21 protein-coding genes and 2 riboswitches are annotated in these 23533 nt (G+C 67.9%); of the genes, 5 read left to right on the forward strand and 16 right to left on the reverse strand.

Features of this window, described 5'->3' with window-relative positions; translation table 11 throughout:
• Window positions 1-8 precede the first annotated feature (8 nt).
• On the reverse strand, window positions 9-2423 hold the full coding sequence (locus ACAG24_RS10385) for a glutamate-1-semialdehyde 2,1-aminomutase (RefSeq protein WP_370471917.1): 2415 nt from the start codon (window positions 2421-2423) through the stop codon (window positions 9-11).
• A gap of 14 nt (window positions 2424-2437) precedes the next feature.
• Here ACAG24_RS10385 and ACAG24_RS10390 point away from each other — a divergent pair, with 14 nt between their 5' ends.
• Entirely contained in the window at window positions 2438-2992 is a 555-nt protein-coding gene (locus ACAG24_RS10390; RefSeq protein ID WP_370471916.1) for a dTDP-4-dehydrorhamnose 3,5-epimerase family protein, read from the forward strand.
• Here the strand turns inward: ACAG24_RS10390 and ACAG24_RS10395 are convergent.
• The 12 genes from ACAG24_RS10395 to ACAG24_RS10450 form a co-directional block, all read right to left on the reverse strand.
• Window positions 2973-4025 (reverse strand): NAD-dependent epimerase/dehydratase family protein, encoded by a 1053-nt coding sequence (locus ACAG24_RS10395; RefSeq protein ID WP_370471915.1) that lies wholly within the window; start codon window positions 4023-4025, stop codon window positions 2973-2975. The genes ACAG24_RS10390 and ACAG24_RS10395 overlap by 20 nt on opposite strands.
• Window positions 4022-4681 carry a PIG-L deacetylase family protein gene (locus ACAG24_RS10400; protein WP_370471914.1) on the reverse strand — a complete coding sequence of 220 codons (660 nt, stop codon included), beginning with the start codon at window positions 4679-4681 and terminating at the stop codon, window positions 4022-4024. Before ACAG24_RS10400 ends, ACAG24_RS10395 begins: the two co-directional genes overlap by 4 nt.
• Window positions 4678-5478 carry a glycosyltransferase family protein gene (locus ACAG24_RS10405; protein ID WP_370471913.1) on the reverse strand — a complete coding sequence of 267 codons (801 nt, stop codon included), beginning with the start codon at window positions 5476-5478 and terminating at the stop codon, window positions 4678-4680. The genes ACAG24_RS10400 and ACAG24_RS10405 overlap by 4 nt, the downstream gene beginning before the upstream one ends.
• Window positions 5475-6719 carry a methyltransferase domain-containing protein gene (locus ACAG24_RS10410; protein ID WP_370471912.1) on the reverse strand — a complete coding sequence of 415 codons (1245 nt, stop codon included), beginning with the start codon at window positions 6717-6719 and terminating at the stop codon, window positions 5475-5477. Before ACAG24_RS10410 ends, ACAG24_RS10405 begins: the two co-directional genes overlap by 4 nt.
• Window positions 6716-8041: a lipopolysaccharide biosynthesis protein gene (locus tag ACAG24_RS10415; protein ID WP_370471911.1), complete on the reverse strand. Its 1326-nt coding sequence runs from the start codon at window positions 8039-8041 to the stop codon at window positions 6716-6718. The genes ACAG24_RS10410 and ACAG24_RS10415 overlap by 4 nt, the downstream gene beginning before the upstream one ends.
• The gene (locus tag ACAG24_RS10420) at window positions 8038-8931 is read right to left on the reverse strand and encodes a glycosyltransferase (protein ID WP_370471910.1); all 894 of its coding nucleotides are present in this window, start codon (window positions 8929-8931) and stop codon (window positions 8038-8040) included. Before ACAG24_RS10420 ends, ACAG24_RS10415 begins: the two co-directional genes overlap by 4 nt.
• A 506-nt stretch (window positions 8932-9437) precedes the next feature.
• Window positions 9438-10124, reverse strand: a complete 687-nt coding sequence (gene regX / locus ACAG24_RS10425; RefSeq protein WP_024446069.1) for a two-component sensory transduction protein RegX — start codon at window positions 10122-10124, stop codon at window positions 9438-9440.
• A 7-nt stretch (window positions 10125-10131) separates the two neighbouring features.
• A complete protein-coding gene (locus tag ACAG24_RS10430; protein WP_370471909.1) occupies window positions 10132-11337 on the reverse strand; it encodes a sensor histidine kinase in 1206 nt (401 codons plus the stop codon).
• Between the two features lie 142 nt (window positions 11338-11479).
• Complete coding sequence (locus tag ACAG24_RS10435; RefSeq protein ID WP_370471908.1) at window positions 11480-12232, reverse strand: phosphoglyceromutase; 753 nt, start codon at window positions 12230-12232, stop codon at window positions 11480-11482.
• 51 nt (window positions 12233-12283) lie between these two features.
• Entirely contained in the window at window positions 12284-12787 is a 504-nt protein-coding gene (locus ACAG24_RS10440; RefSeq protein ID WP_370471907.1) for a type III secretion system chaperone family protein, read from the reverse strand.
• Window positions 12784-14112, reverse strand: coding sequence for a D-inositol-3-phosphate glycosyltransferase (mshA, locus tag ACAG24_RS10445; protein ID WP_370471906.1), 1329 nt, complete (start codon window positions 14110-14112; stop codon window positions 12784-12786). Before mshA ends, ACAG24_RS10440 begins: the two co-directional genes overlap by 4 nt.
• A 56-nt stretch (window positions 14113-14168) precedes the next feature.
• Window positions 14169-15464 carry an ROK family transcriptional regulator gene (locus ACAG24_RS10450; RefSeq protein WP_370471905.1) on the reverse strand — a complete coding sequence of 432 codons (1296 nt, stop codon included), beginning with the start codon at window positions 15462-15464 and terminating at the stop codon, window positions 14169-14171.
• A 223-nt stretch (window positions 15465-15687) separates the two neighbouring features.
• On the opposite strand from ACAG24_RS10450, the gene ACAG24_RS10455 reads away from it, so the two are divergent.
• Window positions 15688-16443, forward strand: a complete 756-nt coding sequence (locus tag ACAG24_RS10455) for an SDR family oxidoreductase (RefSeq protein ID WP_370471904.1) — start codon at window positions 15688-15690, stop codon at window positions 16441-16443.
• A 255-nt stretch (window positions 16444-16698) separates the two neighbouring features.
• On the opposite strand, the gene ACAG24_RS10460 is transcribed toward ACAG24_RS10455, so the two are convergent.
• Together ACAG24_RS10460 and ACAG24_RS10465 are read right to left on the reverse strand one after the other, a co-directional pair.
• The gene (locus ACAG24_RS10460) at window positions 16699-18000 is read right to left on the reverse strand and encodes a L,D-transpeptidase (protein ID WP_370471903.1); all 1302 of its coding nucleotides are present in this window, start codon (window positions 17998-18000) and stop codon (window positions 16699-16701) included.
• Window positions 18001-18015: 15 nt separating this feature from the next.
• Window positions 18016-19065: a UDP-N-acetylmuramate dehydrogenase gene (locus ACAG24_RS10465; RefSeq protein ID WP_370471902.1), complete on the reverse strand. Its 1050-nt coding sequence runs from the start codon at window positions 19063-19065 to the stop codon at window positions 18016-18018.
• Between the two features lie 26 nt (window positions 19066-19091).
• Here ACAG24_RS10465 and ACAG24_RS10470 point away from each other — a divergent pair, with 26 nt between their 5' ends.
• Both ACAG24_RS10470 and ACAG24_RS10475 read left to right on the forward strand, forming a co-directional pair.
• Window positions 19092-19613 carry a DUF2505 domain-containing protein gene (locus ACAG24_RS10470; RefSeq protein WP_370471901.1) on the forward strand — a complete coding sequence of 174 codons (522 nt, stop codon included), beginning with the start codon at window positions 19092-19094 and terminating at the stop codon, window positions 19611-19613.
• Window positions 19614-19634: 21 nt separating this feature from the next.
• Window positions 19635-20459, forward strand: a complete 825-nt coding sequence (locus tag ACAG24_RS10475) for a class I SAM-dependent methyltransferase (protein ID WP_370471900.1) — start codon at window positions 19635-19637, stop codon at window positions 20457-20459.
• Window positions 20460-20470: 11 nt separating this feature from the next.
• Here the strand turns inward: ACAG24_RS10475 and ACAG24_RS10480 are convergent, their stop codons facing one another.
• Complete coding sequence (locus tag ACAG24_RS10480) at window positions 20471-22009, reverse strand: high affinity choline transporter 1 (RefSeq protein ID WP_370471899.1); 1539 nt, start codon at window positions 22007-22009, stop codon at window positions 20471-20473.
• Between the two features lie 27 nt (window positions 22010-22036).
• Window positions 22037-22155: riboswitch (guanidine-I (ykkC/yxkD leader) on the reverse strand.
• A gap of 126 nt (window positions 22156-22281) precedes the next feature.
• Window positions 22282-22348: riboswitch (guanidine-III (ykkC-III) riboswitch) on the forward strand.
• An 11-nt stretch (window positions 22349-22359) separates the two neighbouring features.
• Between ACAG24_RS10480 and ACAG24_RS10485 the strand changes: the two genes are divergently transcribed.
• The gene (locus ACAG24_RS10485; protein ID WP_370471898.1) at window positions 22360-23523 is read left to right on the forward strand and encodes an agmatinase family protein; all 1164 of its coding nucleotides are present in this window, start codon (window positions 22360-22362) and stop codon (window positions 23521-23523) included.
• Window positions 23524-23533: the final 10 nt, after the last annotated feature.

Below are 23533 nucleotides of genomic sequence, written 5' to 3' on the forward strand. Positions count from 1 at the left end.
TCGGCGCTTCAGGGTCTGAGCGCCCTCGGCGGTGAAGTCCGCCGGATGGCGGGCGCCACCGGTCTGCCTTGGAGCAGCCCGCGCACGCTGCCCGCCTCGATCGCGTACCCGTAGACCGCCAGTGCCCCGCGCACCGCCTTGACGGTCGCGTCGACGTCGTCATCGGTGTGCGCTGCCGACGTCACGAACGACTGGCCGAGCACACCGCGGCGCATCAGCTCCTGCAGGAACAATGTGCGATAGGCCTGTGACGGAACACCATCGGCATCGCAGGTCGCAAAGACCAGACAGGACGGGCGTCCCGTCACCCGCACGTACCCGGACAATCCGGCCTCGGCGACAGCGTCGGTCACCCCGGCCGCGAGCCGCCGCCCGGCATGCTCCATCGCCGCAATCGGTTCCTGGGTCCGGTACGCCGCGACCACGGCCCGAAATGCCGCCAGCGACGCGGTTTCCGGACCGTGGGTGGTGGACAGCAAGAACACGCGATCCGAATCGGTGCGCAGCCCACCCAGTTCCATGTAACGACGCCGGCCCGCGAGCGCCGACACCGGGAAGCCGTTGCCCATCGCCTTGCCCCAGCACGACAGGTCGGGCGTGACCCCGTACAGAGTCTGGGCTCCGCCTGCCGCCCAACGGAATCCGGTGATCATCTCGTCGAAGACGAGCAGCGTTCCCGTCCGGTCGCACAGCTCCCGTACGCCGTGCAGGAAGCCCGCGGCGGGTTCGGCGGTGGCCGTCGCCGCCTCCATCACCACGCAGGCCACGTCCTGTTGTTCCAGGAGCACGGCCAGTGATCCGAGATCGTTGTAGCCGAACCTGACAGTCGCTTCGGCGTGACCGGCCGGGATTCCGCCCGCCATCGGCGTCGTCCCGATGAACCAGTCGTCGGTCGAGAAGAACGGCTGGTCGCAGATCGCGACCTTTACCCGGCCGGTGACCGCGCGGGACAGGCGCACTGCCGCCGTGGTGGCATCGGAGCCGTTCTTCGCGAACTTGACCATCTCGGCGCCGGGTACGAGCTCCAGAAAGTCCTCGGCCGCAGCGACTTCGAGCGTGGTGGGCCTGCTGAAGCCGAGGCCGTCCGCCACGGCCGCCGCGGCCGCCTCGACGACCGGCGCATAGCCGTGGCCGAGCGTCACGGCCCGCAGCCCCATGCCGTACTCGACGTAGGAGTTACCGTCGGCGTCCCAGACGTGCGAGCCCGCACCGTGCGTCAGCACGGCGGGCATGAACTCCGGGTACTGATCGGGCCCGCGCGCGTAGGTGTGCGCACCGCCGGGGATCATCTCGTGGAGGCGCCACTGCAGGTGCCGTGAGCGCGCGAAACTCGGTACGGGCGAGACGAAGCGGTCGTCGGTGACCCAGCGGCCGTCCAGTTCCGGCCACCGCGCCGACACCTCGGGCAACAGATCGACGAGCGTCAGCAGCACGCGGTCCGGTTCGGCGGTGACGAGGTCCTCCGGAGCGATGATGGGCACGTCGGTGCCGGGCATCCGGCGTCCCTGCTTCGCCGCCGATGCGTCGGCGACCGCGGCGATCAGGTTCCGGTCCACGCCCGCGCGCGCGAACAGGGCGACCGCTCGCGACGCCGCGCCGTAGGCGTAGACACGACGCCCGGCTCTGCGCTCCTCCTCCAGCCAGCAGCGCAGTCCGACGACCTGCGAATCGGCGGCGTCCTGCACCACGCCGACGGTGCCGGGGTCGGCGAGGGCGGCTTCGGATTCCAACAGGGCCGCGACGGTGGGACCCGGTGCCCCCTCCCCGTGCACAGCTGCCACCAGCACGGTGCCGCCGTAGAGCTCGAAGGTCCACGCCTGCACTGCGCGCATACCGACACGCTGCAGCTGAGCCACGACGACGGGGGTCGAGTAGTACGCGAAATGCCCGTGGCGCAACGAGTTCCACTGACCACGCGAGACGATGGCGCCGAGGGTGTGAAACTGCAACAGCAGCACACCGCCCGGCGCGGTGGTGGCGGCACGCTCTTCGAAGGCCGCCGCCTGGTCCGCGTCGTGCATGATGCCGAAGCTGTCCAGGACGACGTCGGCCTGCTGCTCGCCCACCCGGTATCCCCGTTCGGCGAGCAGCGGCACCCAGCTGCCGCCGTGGGGGCTGCCGAACTCGCGGACGGTGCCACCGGGCAGCCACCCCGCCTCGGCAACCCGCCGAACCGCCTCTGCCGCCTGGTCTTTGAGCGCCTGAGGCTCGACACCGCGCGGTTCGGAGGTCTCGGTGTCGTCGTTGGCCAGCTGAGCCAGGCCGCACCCGGCGCACAGATCCATCGCAAGGGGATGCGACACCTCGGCCGGGTCGACGGGCGACTCGGCCGGCGGGAAGTCGTCTGCCGCAGGCACCGATCCGAGGTCGAGCACACGGTGAAGTTCATGATGCCCGCACCCGCGGCAACGCCGGGCGGTCATGCCACCATGTCCAGGTGCGTATCGAACCGTCCCAGCTTTCGGGTGTCATCACCTTCGTACCCCAGCCGCACCACGACGACCGCGGCCTGTTCACGCGCACGTTCGACGCGCAGATCTTCGACGAGTGGGCCGGAAGTACCACCGCGGCGACGTTCGTGCAGGATTCGCAGTCCCGCTCCCTGCGCGGCGTGATCCGCGGTCTGCACGGGCGCAGCGGCGCCGGCGAGGCCAAGCTGGTGCGGTGCGCACGTGGCGCCGTCCACGACGTCCTCGTCGACGCCCGTCCGCAGTCGCCGACGTTCGGCAGGCACGAGGTCTTCCTGCTCGACGACATCGAATTTCGGCACCTGTACGTCCCGCCGGGGATGCTGCACGGATTCCAGGCGCTCAGCGACATCGCCGACGTGTGTTACCGCATCGACCGACCCCACGACCCCACCGAAGATCTCGCGGTCGCCCATGACGACCCTGATCTCGGCATCGCCTGGCCGCTGCCTCCCACCCTGTTGTCGCCCCGTGACGCGGCAGCGGGCAGTTGGGCGGAGCTCGTCACGCATCTGCGCGGCTAGCCGGCGACACAGGGACCCGGCGCAGTTCCTCGTCGAGGCCACCGGTGTCACGCAGGTGCGCCAGCCGGGCCAACCGGGTGAACTTCGCGTCGAAGTCGGCAGCGGACAGGCCGTACTGCTGATACGCCGAGGACAGCTCGACCGCACCCTCGGCCACCGACACAGCTGCCTCGAATCCGAGTTCGGTTCGCGCCCTGCCGAAATCGACTCGATACGACCGCGGATCGGCTCCGGTCTCCCCGGTGATCAGCACCTCGGATCCCGGAACGGCTCGGGCCGCATACTGCGCGATCTCCGCGACGGTGACGTTGTTGGCCTCGCTGCCGATGTTGAACGCACGGCAGGAGATCGCCGATGAGGGCATCTCCAGACACCGCGCGAAAGCGGCGGCGATGTCGCGTGCATGCACCAGGGGACGCCACGGGGTGCCGTCGGACAACACCCGCACCACGCCGGTCAGCACGGCCGAACCGACGAGGTTGTTGAGCACGATGTCCGCCCGCAACCGGGGTGAGAAGCCGAAAGCCGTGGCGTTGCGCAGGAAGACGGGACTGAAATCGGTATCGGCCATGGCGGTCAGGTCGTCTTCGACGCGCACCTTGCTGACTGCGTAGGGCGTGAGTGGGTGCAGTGGTGCGTCCTCGTCGACGAGGCCGTCTCCGGCGGCTCCGTACACCGAGCAGGTCGACGCGTACAGAAAGGTCTTGACCCCGGCCTCTTTCGCCGCGCGGGCCAGCCGGACGGACGCGTGGTGGTTGATGTCGTGTGTGACCTCGGGGACCAGCGCGCCGAGCGGGTCGTTCGACAGCGCGGCCAGGTGGATCACGGCATCGATGTCGCGCAGGTGCTCAGGCCCGACGTCGCGCAGGTCGACCGTGACCCCGGCGGGGTCGGCGGGCCGCGGACCGAGCACGCAGTCGTCGAAGTACCCGACGTCGAGTCCCGAGACCTGATGTCCGGCGGCCTGCAGAATCGGCACCATCACGGTGCCGAGGTACCCGAGATGCCCCGTGACGAGGACGCGTTGGGTCATGCCGCACCCGCCTGCGCGAACGTCAGGACGGCCTTCTCGGCGAGAAACGCTTCGGCGTGCGGGCTGCGGCACTGCACGCCGCGCAGCCGGGACAGCCCGAGGAAGGAGTGTTCGTCGAACCAGTCGCGGCCGGCCTGTGACGGATAGTGCTTGTGCAGCAACCTGACCTTCTCCTCGGCAGTAGCCGTATCGATCGGATGAAACACGTTGGGGGACGGGGTGTCCGACTCCCATTTCAGGATCTCGTAGCCCAGCACCAGATGGTCGCGGAACTCCGTCGGTGTCAACTCGGCGAGCAGCCGGTGATCCTGGTGAGCGTCGTTGCGCTGGGTGCTGAACACCACCTGCGGATCACAGGTGCGGCGAAAAGCCTGCAGCCCGTCCTTGACCTCGTCCCAGTGCGCGGGCGTACGGCCGTCGGGCACGGCCAGCATCGTCACGTGCACCTGCGCACCGGGGCAGAACGCCTCCAGCGCCGCGCGCTCTTCCGCTTCGCGTTCCGTGCCTGCGCCGCACAGCACCAGCGCATGCACCGCGACACCTGGGTTGGCCCTGCACAGCGTGAGAAGCGTTGCGCCCATGCCGATCGCGATGTCGTCGCAGTGCGCGCCCAACACGGCGACCTCGTGAACGGCCTCGGTCAGCAGCGTGATCACGCGAGGGGCGCCTTTTCCCGTTCCCACAGGGCCCACGGGCGGTCGCCGTTGCGGTAGGCGGCCTCGAGTTCGGCACGCTCCTTGAACGTGTCGGCGGGTTTCCAGAACCCGAGATGCTTGTACCCGTAGAGCGTTCCCTCGTCGGCGAGGCGAGCGCACACGTCCTCGACGAGGTCGCAGTTCTCGGTGAGCAGGTCAAGGGCCTTCGACGTCATCACGAAGTAGCCGCCGTTCTCCCAGATGGGGAGCCGCGAAACCGGGGTGATGCCCGTGATCTTGGCGGCGCCCTCGCCCGCGTCGATGTCCACGCAGTGGAACGACGACTGCGGCGGCACGATCAGCATCGAGGCGGCCGCGCCGGCGGCCTTGACCTCGTCGATGATGTCGTTGAGCGGTGCGTCGGTGAGCACGTCGGCGTAGTTGGCCAGGAAGTACTCGTCGTCTTCGACGAACTTCCTGACCCGCCGGAGCCGTTCTCCGATAGGCGATTCCGTTCCGGTGTCGACGAACGTGATCGACCAGTCGCTGATGTCGGTCTGCAACAGCTCGACCTTGCCGTTGCGGATGACGAAGTCGTTGGACACCGTCTCCTGATAGGTCAGGAAGTAGTTCTTGATGTGCTCGCCCCCGTAACCGAGGCACAACACGAATTCGGTGTGGCCGAAGTGCGCGTAGTAGCGCATGACATGCCAGATCAGCGGCCGTGGCCCGAGCAATTGCATGGGTTTGGGGATGGTGTCGTCGCTGCCGTTGCGCATCCGCATCCCGTAGCCACCACAGAACAGCACGACCTTCATTGCCAGGTTCCTTCCGTCAGGTCCACCACGGTCAGCGTGGGAAGTGGAAACACCAGGCGCGCACCCCATTCGGCGGTGTGGGCGAGCTGGTCGGTGATCTCGGTGCGCAGGTTCCACGGCAACACCACGATCACGTCGGGCCGGTCCTTGTCGATCTGCGCGGGGTCGAGGACAGGGATGCGGGTTCCCGGGGTGAAACGTCCGTGCTTGTAAGGGTTCCGGTCGACCGTGTACTCGATGAGGTCGGTCCGGATACCGCAGTAGTTCAGCAGGGTGCTGCCTTTTCCGGGCGCCCCGTAGCCGATCACACGCTCGCCGCGTGCCCGGCAGTCGAGCAGGAACCGCAACAGTTCCGCGCGAATAGCTTCGGTGCGGGGCCGCAGCCCGAGATAGCCGTCGACGTGGTGAAGACCGGCCTCGGCCTCGGAGCGCAGCACCTCGTCGACTCGAGCTGACGGCGCGCCCGCGATCTCGGTGGGGCGGGCCCACAGCCTGATCGACCCGCCATGCGTCGACAGCATCTCGACATCCACCACCGACAGTCCACCGGACGCGAGCGCCCTCATCGCAGACAGCACGGTGTAGTACTGAAAATGCTCGTGGTACACGGTGTCGAACTGGCCCAGCGCGACGAGATTCATCGCGTGGTGCACCTCGATGCTGAGCCAGCCGTCGTCGGCGAGCAGAGTCCGCAACGCACGTGTGAACCCCACCAGATCGGGGATGTGGGCGTAGACGTTGTTGGCCACCACCAGATCGGCGGGCCCGTGCTCGGCACGCACGCCTGCTGCCACCTTCTCGTCCAGGAACGCCGACAACGTCGGCACCCCGCGCTCCCGGGCCGCCGCGCCCACGTTCACCGACGGTTCGATCCCGAGGCACCCGATGCCGGCGGCGACGACGTGCTGCAGGAGGTAGCCGTCGTTGCTGGCGACCTCGACGACGAAGGAATCCTGCTGCAGCCCAGCGCGTTCGGTGGCATCGCTGACGTACCGTCGCGCGTGCTCGACCCAGCTTCCCGAGAAGGACGAGTAGTAGGAGTAGTCGGTGAAATTCTCCTCCGGCGTGATCAGCGCCGGTATCTGCAGCAGCAGGCAGTCCTGACACAACCGCAGGTGCAGCGGATAGGTCTGCTCGGGCAGGTCGAGTTCATCGGCGGTGAGGAACTTCGCACACGGTGGCGTGGCCCCCAGGTCCAGCACACTGTGCAACTGGTTGGATCCGCACAGACGGCATGTCATGACGTGTAGCCCTCCTGGAATCGGTCGAGGGTGGCCGCCTCGCTGTCGGCCGGCTCGAGGCGCGGCACGGCATCGGGGTCGCGTCCCACCCTTCGCAGCCAGGCGATGGCGGGACCGATCAGGATCAAGGCCGACAGTCCTTCTGCGGCCAGGTACGCCCAGCCGACGCCGGTCACCCCGATCGCCCTGGTGCCGAACCACGATCCGGCGAGGATCACCACCGTCACGAGGGCCTGCACCGACAGGTAGAGCGCGAGCCTGCGTTGCACGCGGGCGAATCCCTCGAAGGCGGCCGACACCGCGGACAACGGTAGGAACGCCGCCGCCAACAGCAGCAGATCGCCGCCCTCCGAGCGGTATTCGTCACCGGCGAGGCTGAGCATGAACGGGCCGACGAGCAGCAGTCCCGCCGATGCGACCAAGGCGACCGCGGCCAGCATGCCCACCATGCGCCAGGACAGAGAGCGCACCTGGGCGGGGTGTGCGGCCACCTCGGCCACATAGGGGCTCACGACGAGGTGCATCATCAGGTAGAGCGCGCTGACCATCGCCCACGTCACGGCGAAGTGCGCGTTGGCGACCGGCCCGATCTGGGTGACCACGATCAGCGGAACCACCAGAGGACCGATCGACCACAGCGACGCGATACCGAACGACGAGCCGAAGTAGGACCACACCTGCCGGCTCGGGGGCAGGTCCGCCGCCCGCTGCCAGCGGGGATGGGTGCGGCTGCGACGGTGCAGGACAGCGTAGGTGCACAGCGCCGCCACGCCGGCGGTCAGCGTCCAGCTGAGCACAATCGTGACGGCCTGCTCCCAGATCGCCAGCGCGGCGACGGCGGCGAGCTTCGCGACGGCGTGTGCGAGGTTCTTCACCGCTGCCCACCGCGCGACCCCCAGCCCGGCGGCCGCTTTGTCGAGCAGCGCGAAGACCGCGAGTGTCAGCACCATCAGCGGGAAAGTGGCCATGGCCCAACCGGATTGGAACATCGGGTCCCTCGGCCCGACCGCCACCAGGACGGACCCGACAAGCACCCCTGCGCCGGCGACGAGCAGGAAGCCCCGCCTCAGCAGGTGTGGCGCCCGCGTTCCAGCCACCGGCAGGAAACGTTCGTACAGCACGTCGATGCCCAGGGTGGACATCGTCGACAGCAGCACCGCCGAGGTGATGAGCGCCGACGCCAGTCCGACCTCTTGGGCTGGGAACAGGCGGGCCACGACGGCCCAGAACGCCAGCCCCAGAACACCGGTCGAGGCCGTCGACACGATCAGCGCGACGGTGTTGACCCGCATGTTGCGTTCGGCACGCTCGTTCACGGTCATACCCGTGCCGCGCGGGACTTCATGCGGCGCCTGCCGCTGCGCACGGCGCTCAGGGCATAGAGACCCGTACGCCGCAGCTGCATGTCGTAGGACCGCAGGCGTCCGAACACCCGGTCGCCGGTGGTGACGTTCCAGGTGGGGTCGGCGGCGAGCCTGTCGGCGAAGCCGACGACCTGGGACAGCTGCGAGCGCGCCGAGGTCAGCGCTGTCGTGGAGTCACTCGCGATCCGGAATGCGGCCAGCGTCTTCGGCACGCCATAGAACTCGCCGAGCTCGAGCAGGCGCACCCACAGGTCGAGCTCACTCAGAAACGAGGTGACGGGCCGGAAGCTGCCGCAACGGTCGAAATCCGAGCGCCGGAACATGGCCGCGACGGGGGGACCGATCGGATTGGTGCCGCTGCGCACAATGCACCGCACGACGTGATCGGCGGGTTGCCTGCCGACGATCTTGCCGAGTCCGCGGGCCGGGCGCATCATCGCACCGTCGTCATCGATGAAATCGGTGCGGGCCGACACCAGCTTCACGTGGGGCATCGCGTCGAGCGCAGCCGCCTGGACCTGCACGCAGTCCGGCATCAGCGTGTCGTCGGCACACACGAGCTTGACGTAGTCGCCCCGGCTCTCACGGATGGCGATGTTGAAGTTGTCGACCATGGACACCGTGGTCGGGTTTCGCACCACCCGGACGCGCGGGTCGGTCAGTTCGTCGAGGATCGCGGCCGTGCCGTCGGTGCTGTTGTTGTCGACCACCACCACCTCGAGGTTCGGATGGGTCTGGTCAAGGACGCTGTCGAGGGTGACCCGGAGATGTCTTTCGGCCTGGTAGGCCGGGATGCAGACAGACGTGAGCGTGGTCGATCGCGCGCCCGGAACCGTCAGCTCGGCCACGCTCGGCTCCGTTCTCTCGACGTTGCAGGCCCGTTTCCGCCACATCACCCCGACGTCACCGCGCTCGCAAAGTGCCATTCATTCGCTATCGATTGCTATGCGTTCGACGCGCGCGATGCTGTGGGGAGACCATATCACCGCGCAAAGTTGTCAGCCTTGGACACTATCTGCGATCAGCAAATTCTCCCGCAAGGGCAGAACAAGCAATTTCCCACGCCCGCAATACAGTCCGATGAACTGGAACAAAGCGTTACAGATGACAGCTGGGCAAGCTATCTTGATGGGCTATCGACGTCGCGCGCGACACCACGAAGCAAACAGGTGGGACGGCCACCGCGCCTGCTCACTGTGACTGAAATCACAGTATTTGCCTACCCTGGTCGATGCCATCCTGGGTCGCTGATCAGTTTTCAGCAAATCGGTAAGCCACCAAAGGTCGAGCCGCAAAGCAAAAGGAGCGGCAGTCGTTCACGACGACTACCGCTCCCTGCCTGCACGACGGGCGATCAGCCCTCCAGCTTGTATCCCAGTCCTCGCACGGTGACCAGATGCACCGGGTTGGCCGGATCCGCCTCGATCTTGCTGCGCAGCCGCTTGACGTGCACATCGAGTGTCTTGGTGTCGCCCACGTAATCGGCGCCCCACACCCGGTCGATCAGCTGGCCGCGGGTGAGTACCCGTCCGCTGTTGCGCATCAGATACTCGAGCAGGTCGAACTCCTTGAGCGGCAACGTGATCGGCTGGCCGTTCACACTGACGACGTGCCGCTCCACGTCCATGCGCACAGGCCCGGCCTCCAGTACCCCGTCGGCGATACCGGGATCCTCGCCGTCGGATCCCCGGCGCAGCACGGCGCGGATGCGGGCGATCAGCTCGCGGGCAGAGTAAGGCTTGGTGACGTAGTCATCCGCACCGAGCTCGAGCCCCACGACCTTGTCGATCTCGCTGTCACGGGCCGTCACCATGATGACCGGGACGCTGGAACGGGACCGCAACTGCTTGCAGACATCCGTGCCGCTCATCCCCGGCAGCATGAGGTCCAGCAGCACGATGTCGGCGCCCGCCCGTTCGAACTCGGCCAGAGCCGAAGGCCCGTCGGCCACCACGGTGGCTTCGAAGCCCTCTTTTCGGAGGAGGAAGGCCAGGGGATCGGCCAAGGACTCCTCGTCCTCCACGATCAGCACGCTGGTCATCGATGTATCAGTCCTCTCGTTCAGGAAGATGGTCAGCACCATCGGCATCGTCGCCGCGGAGATGATGGGGAAGGGCCGCCGGAATCGACAGCGTGAAGGTGGAACCGGTGCCCGGTTGACTCCAGAGGCGGATGGAGCCGTTGTGGTTGGCGGCGACGTGTTTGACGATCGCCAGCCCGAGCCCGGTGCCACCGGTGGCCCGGGACCGTGCCTTGTCGACACGGAAGAATCGTTCGAAGACCCGTTCCTGGTCGCTGGGCGCGATGCCGATACCGCGGTCGGTGACCGCGATCTCGATGTTCTCGCCCCGCCGACGGCGGCTGATCGAGACCGCAGAACCGTTGGGCGAGTAGGCGATTGCATTAGACACCAGGTTCGCGATGGCGGTGACCAGCAGAGTCTGGTCCCCGAGCACCCGGTAGCCGGTCGGCGTATCCGTGGTGATGGCGATGTCGGCGTTGTCAGCGGCCACTTTGTGCCGCGACAGCGCCTCGGAGACGACGCTGTCGACGTCCACCACTTCGAGGTCGGGCAGCCGCTCGCCGCCCTGCAGCCGAGACAGCTCGATGAGTTCGCCGACCATGTTGGCCAGCCGGTTGGATTCGGTGACCATCTTCTCGGCGAAGTGCTTGACCGTCTCGGGATCGTCGCTGGAGGCCAGCACCGCTTCGGCAAGCACCCCGACCGCACCGACCGGCGTCTTGAGCTCATGGCTGACGTTGGCCACGAAATCGCGTCGCGTCGCCTCCATCCTGGCGTGTTCGGACTGGTCGTCGACGTAGACCACGGCGAACCGGCGATCCTCTTCGGTCAGCAGGCGGACATGGCCGCGCACCGAAAGGCCGGACCGCCCCGGCCTGCTGCGCTTGCGGGGTGAAAGGTCGAAGTCACCCTGCTCGCCCGTGGCCAGTGTGCGTTCCGCCGCCACCCACGCCCTGTCGTCCAGCAGGCGCTCCCGCACGAGGCCGAGCTCTTCGGCGCGGTCATTGGTGTAGACGACGTCACGGAAATTGTCGACGACCACGATCCCGACCGGTGATTGCGACACGATGTGCTCGAGCATCCGCGACACCGTGATGCCCGTCTGTTCGGCCGAACGCCGTTGCTGGCGTTCCTGAAGCCGCGGCGCCACCCGAACCCCGATCGCCGCACCGATCGACAACGCGAGCAGTGCCACGACCGCTGCGAGAAGCAGCGCCGAGATGACACTCACGCGCAAATCGTACGCATTCGGTGAACGTCATCCCAGCAGCGTGCAGCCAAAACGGGACAAGTCACAAACCCAAAGACGGATGTTCGAACCACCGTCCTCCATTGTTCACCCGCCGTTTGCCGGCTGCCCGGGGCGCGACGCGCTACTTGGCTCCCTGCGCGGCCACCGCCGCCGCTCCGGCGGCCGCCGCATCCGGGTCGAGATAGCTGCCGCCGGCGACGATCGGAGAAAGCGTGTCATCCAGGTCGTAGCGCAGCGGAATGCCGGTGGGGATGTTGAGACCGACGACGTCCTCGTCGGACATTTTGTCGAGGTACTTGACGAGTGCCCGCAGCGAATTGCCGTGCGCGGCGATCAGCACGGTCTTGCCCGCTTTCAGGTCGGGGACGATCACCTCAGTGAAGTACGGCACGAACCGCTCGACGACATCTTTGAGGCATTCGGTCAGCGGCGCGCCGCCCTCGATGCCGGCGTAACGCACCTCGGTGTCCTGGCTGAACTCCGAACCGGCCTCGATCGGCGGGGGCGGGGTGTCGTAGCTGCGACGCCATGCCATGAACTGTTCCTCGCCGTACTTGGCCTTCGTCTCGGCCTTGTTGAGCCCCTGCAGGGCGCCGTAGTGACGTTCGTTGAGGCGCCAGTCGCGATGCACCGGAATCCAGTGCCGGTCGGCCTTGTCGAGCGCGACATTGGCGGTGGTGATGGCGCGCCGCAACAGCGACGTGTACAGCACGTCGGGTTGGCGGTCCTGTTCCTTGATGAGCTCGCCGGCGCGGGCCGCCTCGGCACGCCCCTTGTCGGTCAGGTCGACGTCGACCCATCCCGTGAACAGGTTGAGCGCATTCCATTCGCTCTCACCATGGCGGAGCAGGATCAGCGTCGCGGTATCAGCCATGAGGAAAATCCTCTCACGCCACGGACCGGCCGTCGCCGCTGTCGTCGGAGCTCAGTCGTCCTCGATGAGATGCTGGAAGGCCTGCAGGTTCTTCAGCGACTCCCCGCGGGAGACCCGCCACTCCCACTCCTTCTGGATGGATGTGCGAAAACCCAACTCCAGCAACGTGTTGAAGTCCGCGTCCACAGCCTCGAGCACCTGGCCCAGCACCCGGTCGACCTCCTCGGAGGTCACCGACGACAGGGCCATCCTGCCGACGAGATAGATGTCACCGACATTGTCGAGGGTGTAGGCGACCCCGTAGAGCCTGCGGTTGCGTTTGAGAAGGAATTTGTAGACGCCCTCGAAGTTCTCGTCGGGCCTGCGGCACACGAACGCCTCGACCCGAACCGAGTGTTCGCCGATCGAGAGGATCGTGTTGGTCTTGAGCCTGCGCTCGCCGGGCAGCGCCACGATCAGCCCGGGCAGCCCGCCCGCCGCGCCTTCGTGCAGGGTGTATTCGAGGTCGCTCTCGTTGAGTGTCGCCTCGATGACGTCCTGAACCGTCGTGCTCACGCTCGTACTCCTCGCCTCATCGAGAATCGTCGTCCGCTGCGTTGCGCGGCGAGCTGCCGCTGGTGTTCGGCGCGGTAGTCGGCGATGGCGCGGCCGTAACCGGCCAGCAGCGCGTCGACGGTGTGCGCCCACGAGAACGTCGCGGCGTGATCGACCGCGGCGACGCCGAGGGCGGCCGGATCGGCTTTGAGCACCTCGTCGAGCGTCTTCGCCCACGCCTCCGGGTCGTGCCCGTCGACCAGGGCTCCGGTGACGCCGTCCCGCACCGCGACGGGGAGACCGCCGACGGCGGCGGCGACCACCGGCGTCCCGCACGCCTGTGCCTCCACCGCCACCAGACCGAAGGATTCGTTGTGGCTGGGCACCGCGACGATGTCGGCTGCCCGATAGACCCGCACCAGTTCCTCGCGCGACTGCGGCGGAAGGAATGTCACGCGGTCGGCGATACCGAGTTCGGCCGCCAGGCTCACGAGGTTGTCCGGGGTCGCCAATCCGGATCCCGACGGCCCGCCCGCGACGAGCACCTGGACCCCGGGCAGGAGCGCCGCCGCCCGCAGCAGCACGTCCGGAGCCTTGAGCGGCTGGATCCGTCCGACGAACGCCACGATCCTGGCGTCTGCGTCGAGTCTTAGCGCGGCGCGGGCGGCGAGGCGGTCGCCGGGGGTGAACGTCGTGAGGTCGACGCCGGGGTGGACGACGTCGATGCGCGCCGGATCGGCTTGATGGAGCGAAACCAGTTGCTGCGCTTCGTGTTCGGTGTTCACGATCAGCCGGTCGGCTTCGTCGACCACCTGCTGCTCACCCACCGAGCGCATCGGCGGTTCCGCGGTGTCTCCGACCGCCAGCGAGGCGTTCTTGACCGCGGCCAGCGTGTGGGCGGTGTGCACCAGGGGCACTGCCCACCGGTCAGCGGCCAACCAGCCGACCTGGCCCGACAGCCAGTAGTGGGAGTGCAGGATGTCGTAGTAACCGGGCTCATGGGTGGCCTCGGCACGCAGGACCCCGGCCGTGAACGCACACAGCTGGGTCGGCAGGTCGTTCTTGTCCAGCCCTTCGAACGGACCCGCCACGACGTTGCGAACGAGGACGCCGGGCGCCACCGGTACGACGGGCTCGTCGGCCGATGACGTGGCCCTGGTGAAGATCTCGACCTCGACGCCCCGGCGGGCCAGTTCGAGGGAGGTTTGCAGGACGTAGACGTTCATCCCGCCCGCATCGCCGGTGCCCGGCTGGGCCAGCGGCGACGTGTGTACGGACAACACCGCTACCCGCCGTGGTGTGGGCAGCCCGGTCGGTGAGCCGGCCGGATCGGTCGCTAGACGCACAGTGTCATGTCTACACCGCAGCGGAAGTTTCTAACCTTCCGGCGTGCAGGCCATGCTCATGCGCTCACTTCGGGCCTGCGGGCGTGCGCCCGGCGCATCGCGGCGATCGGATCGGCGTACAGCCCGCCGAGGGACACGATGCCGGCACCGGCCTCCTGCACCCGGTTGCCGAACGCCGTCACGCGGATGTCTCGGTGACCCAGCACCGAGCGCTCCGCGAACGACGACTCGACGACGCTCATGCCCTCCGGGTATTCGGTGAATGCCTGGCCGCCGACGACGAGATCGTCCGGGTTGAGCATGTCGCGCAGCAGCGCGACGGCCTCGCCGAGCACCCGTGCGCGTTCGGCGACCAGCGCGGCAGCCTGGTCGTTGCCCTGCCGGGCGGCGCGCAGCACGGCCGTCACGGTCGAGGTCGGACCGTCGGCGGCAACGATGCGCGCCCTCCTGGCCGCCGCGAGCACCGCCTCGTCGCTCACGGTGGATTCCAATCGCCCTGTGCCGCCCAGCAATTCGGAGTGGACGGGCAGTGCCGCGATCGTGCCGGGGCCGCTGGAGGGGGAATGCACCTGCCCCCCGATCGACAGCGCGTAGCCGACGGTTTCGCGGGCGTAGACGTAGAGGCTGGTGGCCGCCTTCGTCGGCTGCCTGCGCACGCCGAGCAGCAGTTCGGCACCGGCCATGGCGTCCACATGCGAGGCCACCGAGACGGGCAGGCTCAGCGATTCGGCCAGCACCGGCCCGACGGGCGCATCCGACCAGCCCAGCCGGGGATGATCCAGATATCCGGTGGCGCTGTCGACGACACCTCCGGTCGCGACGCCGACCCACAGCGGGCGGCGCCGGTGCCAGCGGCTCAGGTAGCGGCGTGCGCTGCCCGCGACGGCAGCCAGGGCCGCGGCCTGATGTCCGCGGGGGGTGGGGGTCTCGACGACGTCGAGCGTGCGACCGAACAGATCGGCGGCCACGATGCTGGTGGTGCGGGCACCGATGTGAATGCCGAGGGTCAGGAAGGGTTCATGGTTGACCTCCACCGGCACTCGCGGCCTGCCGATCGCACCGGAGGCGGCGAGGTCGGCCCGCTCGCGAAGCAACCCCGCGTCGAGCAGGGCTGTGACCTGGCGGTTCACCGTGGCGATGCTCAGCCCGGTGACCTGCGCGATCACATCGCGGGCGATGGGTCCGCGCTGCCTGGCGGCTGCGAACACCGCTGCGGCGGCAGCCTCGGGCACACGCAGCGAGGGCGCGACGATGTGGTGCAGAAGGGCCTGCGGGTAGCGCCCGGTGCCGGTGGTCGACGTCGCCCGCGTGGTGGTTGCGGTGCGGGGACGCTGGGTAAGGGTGGTGCTCACGGGATGGTCCTTCGAGTCGAGTCCGATGGTGGGGCGAGGCCACACCTTGGCGACTCAGCAGGACGTGATCAGTCCGGGCAGTCAGGCGCGGCGGGGTGCGCAACAACAACACGCACGCCGCGCGGCAGCGAGAACTGCCTGACTGTTCCGGGACACGCGGTCAACGTAGCACGACTGCGCCGGGCGGCGCGAAGCAAACTTCGATGGGCCTAGGCTTGTGTCCATGACGACACCAACAGACGCCCGCCGGGTCGCGGTGGTCACCGGGGCCAGTGCCGGAATCGGCGAGGCTACCGCGAGAACCCTTGCCGCCCAAGGCTTTCACGTCATCTGCGTGGCTCGTCGAGAGGAACCCATCAAGGCGTTGGCCGCCGAGATCGACGGCACGGCGATTGTGGCCGACGTCACCGATCCGACCGCGGTGGCGGCCATGGCTGGCCGTCTCGACCGGGTGGACGTGCTCGTCAACAACGCAGGTGGGGCCCGCGGGCTGGAGTCGATCGCCGACGCGGACGTCGAGCACTGGCGCTGGATGTGGGAGTCGAACGTTCTCGGCACGCTACATGTGACGCGCGCACTGCTGCCCAAGCTGATCGACTCCGGCGACGGGCTCATCGTCACGATCACCTCGATCGCCGCGGTGGAGATCTATGACAACGGCGGTGGCTACACCTCGGCCAAGCACGCCCAGGGTGTCCTGCACCGCACGCTGCGCAGCGAGCTACTCGGAAAACCGGTGCGGCTCACCGAAGTTGCGCCAGGAATGGTGAAGACCGAGTTCTCTCTGAACCGGTTCGAGGGAGACGAGGAGCGCGCCGACAAGGTCTACCAGGGAGTCGCGCCACTGGTGGCCGAGGACATCGCCGAGGTGGTCGGATTCGTCGCGAGCCGGCCGTCGCACGTCGACCTGGATCTCATCGTCGTCCGACCGCGCGACCAGGTCAGCGGGGCCAGCGGCTCGCGCTTCAACAGGCAGTAGTGACTCTCAGCATTCTGTCAGCACTTTCGATGCCAATTTCTTGGGATACGGCCCGGGAAATTCTTCGCTTCGGCCACGAAGCTGGGTAGCGTCCGATCAAGGCGCAACTCACAGGCGAGGACTGCGATGGCAACTCTGACTCTGCCCACTCACGCGATCGACTCGACGCTGGAAGCCGTGCCGGAGATGAGCACCCTCGAAGCGATGGTCCTGGAAGCGTTCTGGACCGGCGACGACTGAGGCCGCCACCGGCGCCTAACCGCCGGGTCGGCTCCCCGCCGGCTGCGGGGCGCCGGACGGGGTGGCCGGCGCGTTGCTCGGGATCCCGTCGGGCTTCGCGGCCGCCGACAGCGCCGACATCGACGTCCACTCGTCCCACGGGACAGCCCAGTCCCAGATGTCGCCGTCGGCGTAGGACAGCTGGATCCGTGTGCCCGTGACCTCGACGGGGTCGCCGTACATCGCGACGTTGAAATACTGCTCGGCGTCGGTCAGGGACAGGTTGATGCATCCGTTGGTGACGTTGCTGTTGCCCTGGGCGCCCGAGCTGGCCGGGTTTGCGTGGATGAACTCGCCGTTGTTGGAGATCCGCACCGCGAACCGCTCGCGCACGTTGGCGTAACCGGCGGCGGGGTTGGTCATGTAGAAGTCCTCGTACTTCTCGGTGACCACGTGGATGCCGCTACGGGTGACATTGCGGTCCAGATCGCCCTCGCCGTAGCTGCACGGGAAGTCCATGATGACGCCCGCGTCGGTGACAACCTGGATGCGGTGACTGGATGCCTCGGCCTTGACGACCTGGAACCGGCCGATGGTGAAGTCGAGGGTCGAATCGGCGGCGCCGTAGGCCCCACTGCCGAAGGGAACGCCGTAGAGGTCGGCCTCGACGCGCACGGTGGTGCCTGCCGGGTAGTAGTCCTTGGTACGCCAGTGCACCCGCGAGCCGCCGGCTTCGTCGGGCAGCCAGGCCCAGCTCCCCTCCACCGGCGGGGTGGTGGTCACCTTCAGCGCCTTCTCCACCTCAGCGCGGTCGCCTTCGGCGATGGCGGCGTCGAACTGCAGGATGATCGGCGCCGCGACGCCGACGGTCTGCCCGTCGGCGAGTTGGAACCGGCCGCTGACCTCGGTCGTCGGCGTCACCGTGGTGAACGTCCCGGACAGGGGCACCGCCTTGCCGTCCTCGCCGACCGCGGAGCCCGCCCATGCGTAGGACGCGCCGTAGCCGAGCGACTCGGAGATCGTGTACGCGGTCCGGTCCTTGTTCAGCGCACCCGCGACGACCTTGCCGGTGCTCGTGTTGGTCAGCGTGACCTTCTGGAACCAGCCGTCGGTCACCTTGACGCCGACGCTGCCGGTGGGCACCACCTCGTCGGCGGCGTCGGAGGGTTCGTAGGTGATGGTCGGCGCCTTGGCCGCCTCCTCGGCGGCCTCATCTCCGGCGGGCGTGCCGCCGGTTCGCATGCAGGCGGCGAGAGCACCCGGCGCGACGACACCGACCGCAAAGGCGGTCAGGGCTCGCCGTCTCGTGATCGACGGCAGCGGTTGCTCATGGCTCACGTGAACCCACGGTACCTAGAGAGAGCACCCAACCAGAACCGGCTCGGGTGTGAGTTCGATCCCGAAAGCCGTCTTGACGCCGTCGCGCACCGTCCTGGCCAGGGCGATCACGTCCGATGACGTCGCCGCGCCGCGGTTGGTCAGCGCCAGGGCGTGCTTGGTGGACAACCGCGCGGGCGCTTCACCATCCGGATATCCCTTTCGGAATCCGGCTTGTTCGACCAGCCAACCCGCAGCAAGCTTCACGCCGTCGTCGGCCGGATAGTTCGGGACGGGACCGTCGACGGCCTCGTCGAGGCGCTCGAACTCGGCGCGGGTGACGACGGGGTTGGTGAAGAACGACCCGACGCTCCAGGTGTCGTGATCTGCGCCGTCGAGCACCATGCCCTTGCGAGCACGCAGCGCCAATACCGTCGCCCGGACCTCCGCCGGATCGGCGCGCTCCCCCGCCCGCGCGTTCAGCGCGGAGGCGAGTTCGCCGTACCGCAGCGGAGCGCTGCGCCCCGCGGAGTCGAGTTCGAATTCCACCTCCAGCACCACCCAGGCCCGCGAGTGCTTCAAAATGCTTGTGCGATAACCGAACCGGAGAACTTCGGGGGTCACCCAGCGGTCCTGCCCGGTGGCCCGGTCGAGCAACCGCACCCGCCGGATCGTGTCGGCGACCTCCGCGCCGTATGCGCCGACGTTCTGCACGGGTGTCGCCCCGGTCGACCCGGGGATGCCCGACAGGCACTCCAGCCCGCCGAGCCCGTGCTCCAGCGACGCGGCGACGACGTCGTCCCACACTGCTCCCGCCTCGGCCCGCAGCAGGGACCCGTCGACGGTGATGCCGGTGTTGGCGAGCCGGACGACGGTGAGGCCCGCCAAATCGTCGGCCAGTACGACGTTGGAGCCGCCTGCCAGGACGAGCGCCTCGGGCCCGGCGGCCAGAACTGCGTCGATGACCTGCTCGGTGGTGTCGCAGGTGGCCAGACGCGCGGCGACCGGTCCCACACGCAATGTCGTCAGCGGTGCCAGCGGCACGTTCTGGGCAAACGGCACGCCGCCCAACAACGAAGTGCCCACGGGCGGTAACGGTAGCGTGGCCAGCTATGCCGCGTTCATTCGACATGGCCGCCGAATATGAGGGCACGGTCGAGCAGGTGCACAAGGCGTTCAGCGACGAGGAGTACTGGCTGGTGCGGCTCGACGGTTCCGGCGCCGACACTGCCACCCTCGACGAGATGGTCGTCGACGACGCGGGCGGCATCCACGTCAGGACCACCCAGACACTGCGCGCCGACCGGCTGCCCGCGGTCGTCACGCAGTTCCACCGCGGAGACCTCAGTTTCGTCCGGGAGGAGACCTGGACGCCGGTGGCCGATCGGCGGGCCACAGCGGTGGTGCGCGGCTCGATCCCCGGGGCTCCCGCCACGCTGACCGGCGACGCGGTGCTGTCGTCGGTGGTCGACGCCCGCGGCGGGATCGCCTCGAAGATGGCGTTCAAGGCCACTGTCGAGGTGCGGGTGCCACTGGTCGGCGGCAAGATCGAGAACTTCATCGGCAGCCAGCTGCTGTACCTGTTGACGGCAGAACAACGCTTCACCACGGTGTGGATCACCGAGAACAGCTGACCCGGTCTCTACCATCGAGCCATGGCGCAGGGCACCCCATGCTCCTCGCGTGCGCAGCCCCTCGGACAGGTGACGCGGGGCACCACGGGCCACAACCGTCTGCGCCGCAGCGACCGCTGGCTGGTGCACTCCTCACGCGTGCGCACCGCCCTGCAAGCCTCCCCCGATCCGCTCGTCGTCGACCTGGGTTACGGAGCCAAGCCCGTCACGACATTGGAACTGGCGGTGCGGTTGCGCGAGGTGCGCCGCGATGTGCGGGTGATCGGGTTGGAGATCGAACCCGAGCGGGTGCGGGCCGGTCAGGCCGCCGTGCAGAACGGGGCCGCCCCCGGTGTCGAATTCGCCCTCGGCGGTTTCGAGTTGGCGGGCCACCGGCCAGTTCTGGTGCGGGCCTTCAACGTTCTGCGCCAGTACCCGGCCGAGGCGGTACACGACGCCTGGGCCGCGATGCGGGAAGGGGTGTCCGCCGGCGGCTTGATCGTCGACGGCACCTGCGACGAGCTGGGCCGGCTGTGCTGCTGGGTGCTGCTCGACGCGACGGCGCCGGTGAGCCTGACCCTGGCGTGTGATCCGTTCGCGATCGAGAGACCCTCCGATCTCGCCGAACGCCTCCCCAAGGTGCTGATCCATCACAACGTCGAAGGGCAACCGATTCACACCCTGCTGCGCGCCGCGGACCGGGCGTGGGCCAGCGTCGCCGGACACGGCGTGTTCGGGCCGCGAATCCGCTGGCGGGCGATGATGGAACTGCTTGTCGGCGAGGGATTTCCGGTGTCCATGCCGCGAAAGAGCCTGCGCGACGGCGTGCTCACGGTGCCGTGGGAGGCCGTCGCACCCCACGGGTGAGCACCTCCGGGTCACGTCGCTTGTGCGGGCACCTTCGCCGGAACGACGTCCTTGTCTTCGAACCGGTCGGGGTCGTCGAGCACGTCGTCGAGGTCCTGAGCCACCTGGATGTCGAGCCCCCGCATGTGCGCAGGCGGCGTGGCCAGCGACACCGCCACATAGGTGAGAAGGCCTGCGGCGAACGCGATGAACGTCGGCCAGCCGTCGAACGAGGCGCCGATGACGTCGTTGGGGATGTAGAGGATGGTGTTCTCGACACCGAACATCGTCGGCGTCATCACGAACAACCCGAGCCGGACGACGAAACCGACGGCGATCGCGGCGATCGCGGCCGTGGTGGTTCCTCGTCGCCACACGAGCCCGAGGATGAACGGCACCGTCAGGCAGGCCAGCATCAGGTCGAAGGCCAGCGTCAGCAGGATCCCGGTCTGCTGGACGTAGATCGCGAACAGGATCGAGAACAGTGTCATCGGCACCATCGCGATGCGGGTGGCGCGCAGCAGCGGGTCCCGCTGGCCGGGCACGTGTACCCGTCGCACGCCACCGAGGTTGCGCACGCACACGTTCGAGATCGCCAGGATCGCTCCGTTGGCGGTGGACATCGACGCGCCGACCAGACCACACAGCACGAGCACCGTCAGCCCGACCGGGGCGTACTGGTCCAGCAGCACGAAAAGCACAGGGCCGTCGAGTTCCTCGGGCATGAACGAATGCGCGGCGAGCACCACCAGCCCGAACGGGACGCAGATCGTCACCGTGCCTGCGGCCGCGGTGAAGCACGCCTTGCGGGCAGCTTCGGGAGATTTCGCCGAGAACACCCGGGCCATGAAGTCGATGGCGACGATGTCACCGATGCCGAGCGCGATCAGCGTCGCCCAGTTGATGACCGCGCCCTGCGCAGGGTCGGAGAGCTGACCCAGTGCGAAAGGCCCTGTGCCCTCGGCAATGTCGAGTCCGTGGGTGGTCGTCATCCAGACGAACAGACCGATCGCCCCGGCGAGGATCAGGCCCATCTGGATGATCGCGGTGTACGCGTCGGCGATGAGCCCGCCCGTCCCGGTGTAGGCCACCGCGATCGCGGCGATCAGCAGCACCCCGAGCCAGTAGGGCATGCCGAGGAAGTAGTTGAACAGCAGACCGCCCGCGACCAGGTTGCCTGCGACGAGCATGCAGAACGCGATGGCCAGCAGCACGGAGGCGCCGACCTCCACCGAACGGCCGAATCGCAGCCGGTAGTAGTCGGGGAACGACGTCAGTCCCATCCGGTTCATCGGCTTGGCGAAGAAGATGCCGGTAATCGTCAGGCACAACGCCAGTCCGAGGGGCAGACAGGCGCCGGCCCAGAAGCCGAACTCGAAAGCGAGGTCGGTGTTGCCGAGCGTCGCGTTGGTGTCGACCGCCGCGCCCATCAGGGCACCACCGACGAGCCAGAAGGGCAACATGCGGCCGCCGACAAGGAAATTGGAGCTGTCGCCCTCGATCCTTCTTGACACATAGAAGCCGACGGCCACGACTGCGGCGATGCTTATCGCCACCCCGAGAAGAATCATGGTGGGGAGCCTCCCGATAGAGATGGAGTCTCCCGGGCTTTTGTCCCGCCGTGGAACGCCCGGGCTCCTATGCCGGCCGCCTGCGTCTCTCGGACCAGGCCCGGCCATGAATGCACACAGCCGGCGGAACCCTAGACGCGCCCCACCCTGGTTCTTTGGGTGGGTCTCCCCTAGGAAAGACCTGGTGTGTTTCGTGATGTCGCGCCGCGTGTAAACGGTGCGTTTCTTCCACCGCTGGACAGGAATTCACCGACGTGCCAACAATGACGTCAGGCGCCGTGACATCACCGCGCCCCGGACGAGGTGCGTCGTACCCGGTCAGCGACAAGACGGCGCGTTGAGGAGAACTCATGTCCGAGCCGTCCGGTTTTCCGGCCCCCGACCCGTCCCTGCCGAACGCCGAAGGCGCCTGGGCCCAACAGGTCGAGGCCAACCTCGGTGACCGTCGCCTGCGCGAGGAGATCGACCGCGGCCTGAGCTACGGCCTCGAGGCCGCCCCGACCATCAACGACAGGACGATCTCGACGTTCGTCCGCGGCGAGAAGCCCCACTTCGCCGGCGAGCGCGGCACGTTCCTCAAATGTCCGTTCATCGAAGACGTGAACGAGGTCGACGACGCCGAGGTCGCGATCTTCGGTGTCCCGCTGGATGCCGGCGCGACCTACCGGCCCGGTACCCGATTCGGCCCGCAGGGCATCCGACGGTCCACCAACCTGTTCGGCACCTACAACTACGAGTCCGGTGTCGATCTGCGCGAGCAGCTGAACATGGTCGACATCGGCGACGTGTTCACGATCCCCGGCAATCTGGAGAAGTCGTTCGACCAGATCAGCACCGCGATGGCTCACGTCGCGCAAAAGGGCGTCATGCCGATCGTGCTGGGCGGCGACCACTCGATCGGCTTCCCCACCATCCGCGGTCTGGCGCCGTACATGGACGGCAACATCGGCATCATCCACTTCGACCGGCACGTCGACACACAGGAGACCGACCTCGACGAGCGGATGCACACCACACCGTGGTTCCACGCCACCAACATCAAGAACGCACCCGCGACCAACCTGGTGCAGATCGGCATCGGGGGCTGGCAGAGCCCGCGCGAGGGCGTGAAGGTGGGTCGCGAACGCAAGTCGACGGTCATCACGGTCGGCGACGTCGAAAGGGTCGGGATCGAGAAGATCGCGGAGACGGCACTTGAGATCGCTTGGAAGGGCGCCAAAGCCGTGTACCTGTCGTTCGACATCGACGTCATCGACGCCGGTTTCGTGCCGGGCACCGGCTGGCCCGAACCGGGTGGCCTGCTGCCGCGCGAGGCGCTGAACCTGGTGAAGATGATCTCCGAGCCCGGCCTGGCCGGCATCGAGGTCGTCGAATGCTCGCCGCCCTACGACTGGGCCGAGCAGACCGCCCTGATGAGTTCGCGAGTGATTCTCGACAGCCTCGCGGCACAGGTGCGGTCGGGCAAGCTCGGCAAGAAGGCCGCCAAGGCGAACCGGCCTGCCTGGGGCCCGTAACCGCAGGTGT

This window comes from Mycobacterium bulgaricum, assembly GCF_041287165.2.
In the GTDB taxonomy this organism is placed as follows: Bacteria; Actinomycetota; Actinomycetes; order Mycobacteriales; family Mycobacteriaceae; genus Mycobacterium; species Mycobacterium bulgaricum.

Coding starts and splice junctions, on each gene's coding strand:
- ACAG24_RS10385 (WP_370471917.1), bottom strand. CDS start 2,423: ATGACCGCCCGGCGTTGCCGCGGGTGCGGGCATCATGAACTTCACCGT.
- ACAG24_RS10395 (WP_370471915.1), bottom strand. CDS start 4,025: ATGACCCAACGCGTCCTCGTCACGGGGCATCTCGGGTACCTCGGCACC.
- ACAG24_RS10405 (WP_370471913.1), bottom strand. CDS start 5,478: ATGAAGGTCGTGCTGTTCTGTGGTGGCTACGGGATGCGGATGCGCAAC.
- ACAG24_RS10410 (WP_370471912.1), bottom strand. CDS start 6,719: ATGACATGCCGTCTGTGCGGATCCAACCAGTTGCACAGTGTGCTGGAC.
- ACAG24_RS10415 (WP_370471911.1), bottom strand. CDS start 8,041: ATGACCGTGAACGAGCGTGCCGAACGCAACATGCGGGTCAACACCGTC.
- regX (WP_024446069.1), bottom strand. CDS start 10,124: ATGACCAGCGTGCTGATCGTGGAGGACGAGGAGTCCTTGGCCGATCCC.
- ACAG24_RS10435 (WP_370471908.1), bottom strand. CDS start 12,232: ATGGCTGATACCGCGACGCTGATCCTGCTCCGCCATGGTGAGAGCGAA.
- ACAG24_RS10455 (WP_370471904.1), top strand. CDS start 15,688: ATGACGACACCAACAGACGCCCGCCGGGTCGCGGTGGTCACCGGGGCC.
- ACAG24_RS10470 (WP_370471901.1), top strand. CDS start 19,092: ATGCCGCGTTCATTCGACATGGCCGCCGAATATGAGGGCACGGTCGAG.
- ACAG24_RS10475 (WP_370471900.1), top strand. CDS start 19,635: ATGGCGCAGGGCACCCCATGCTCCTCGCGTGCGCAGCCCCTCGGACAG.
- ACAG24_RS10480 (WP_370471899.1), bottom strand. CDS start 22,009: ATGATTCTTCTCGGGGTGGCGATAAGCATCGCCGCAGTCGTGGCCGTC.
- ACAG24_RS10485 (WP_370471898.1), top strand. CDS start 22,360: ATGTCCGAGCCGTCCGGTTTTCCGGCCCCCGACCCGTCCCTGCCGAAC.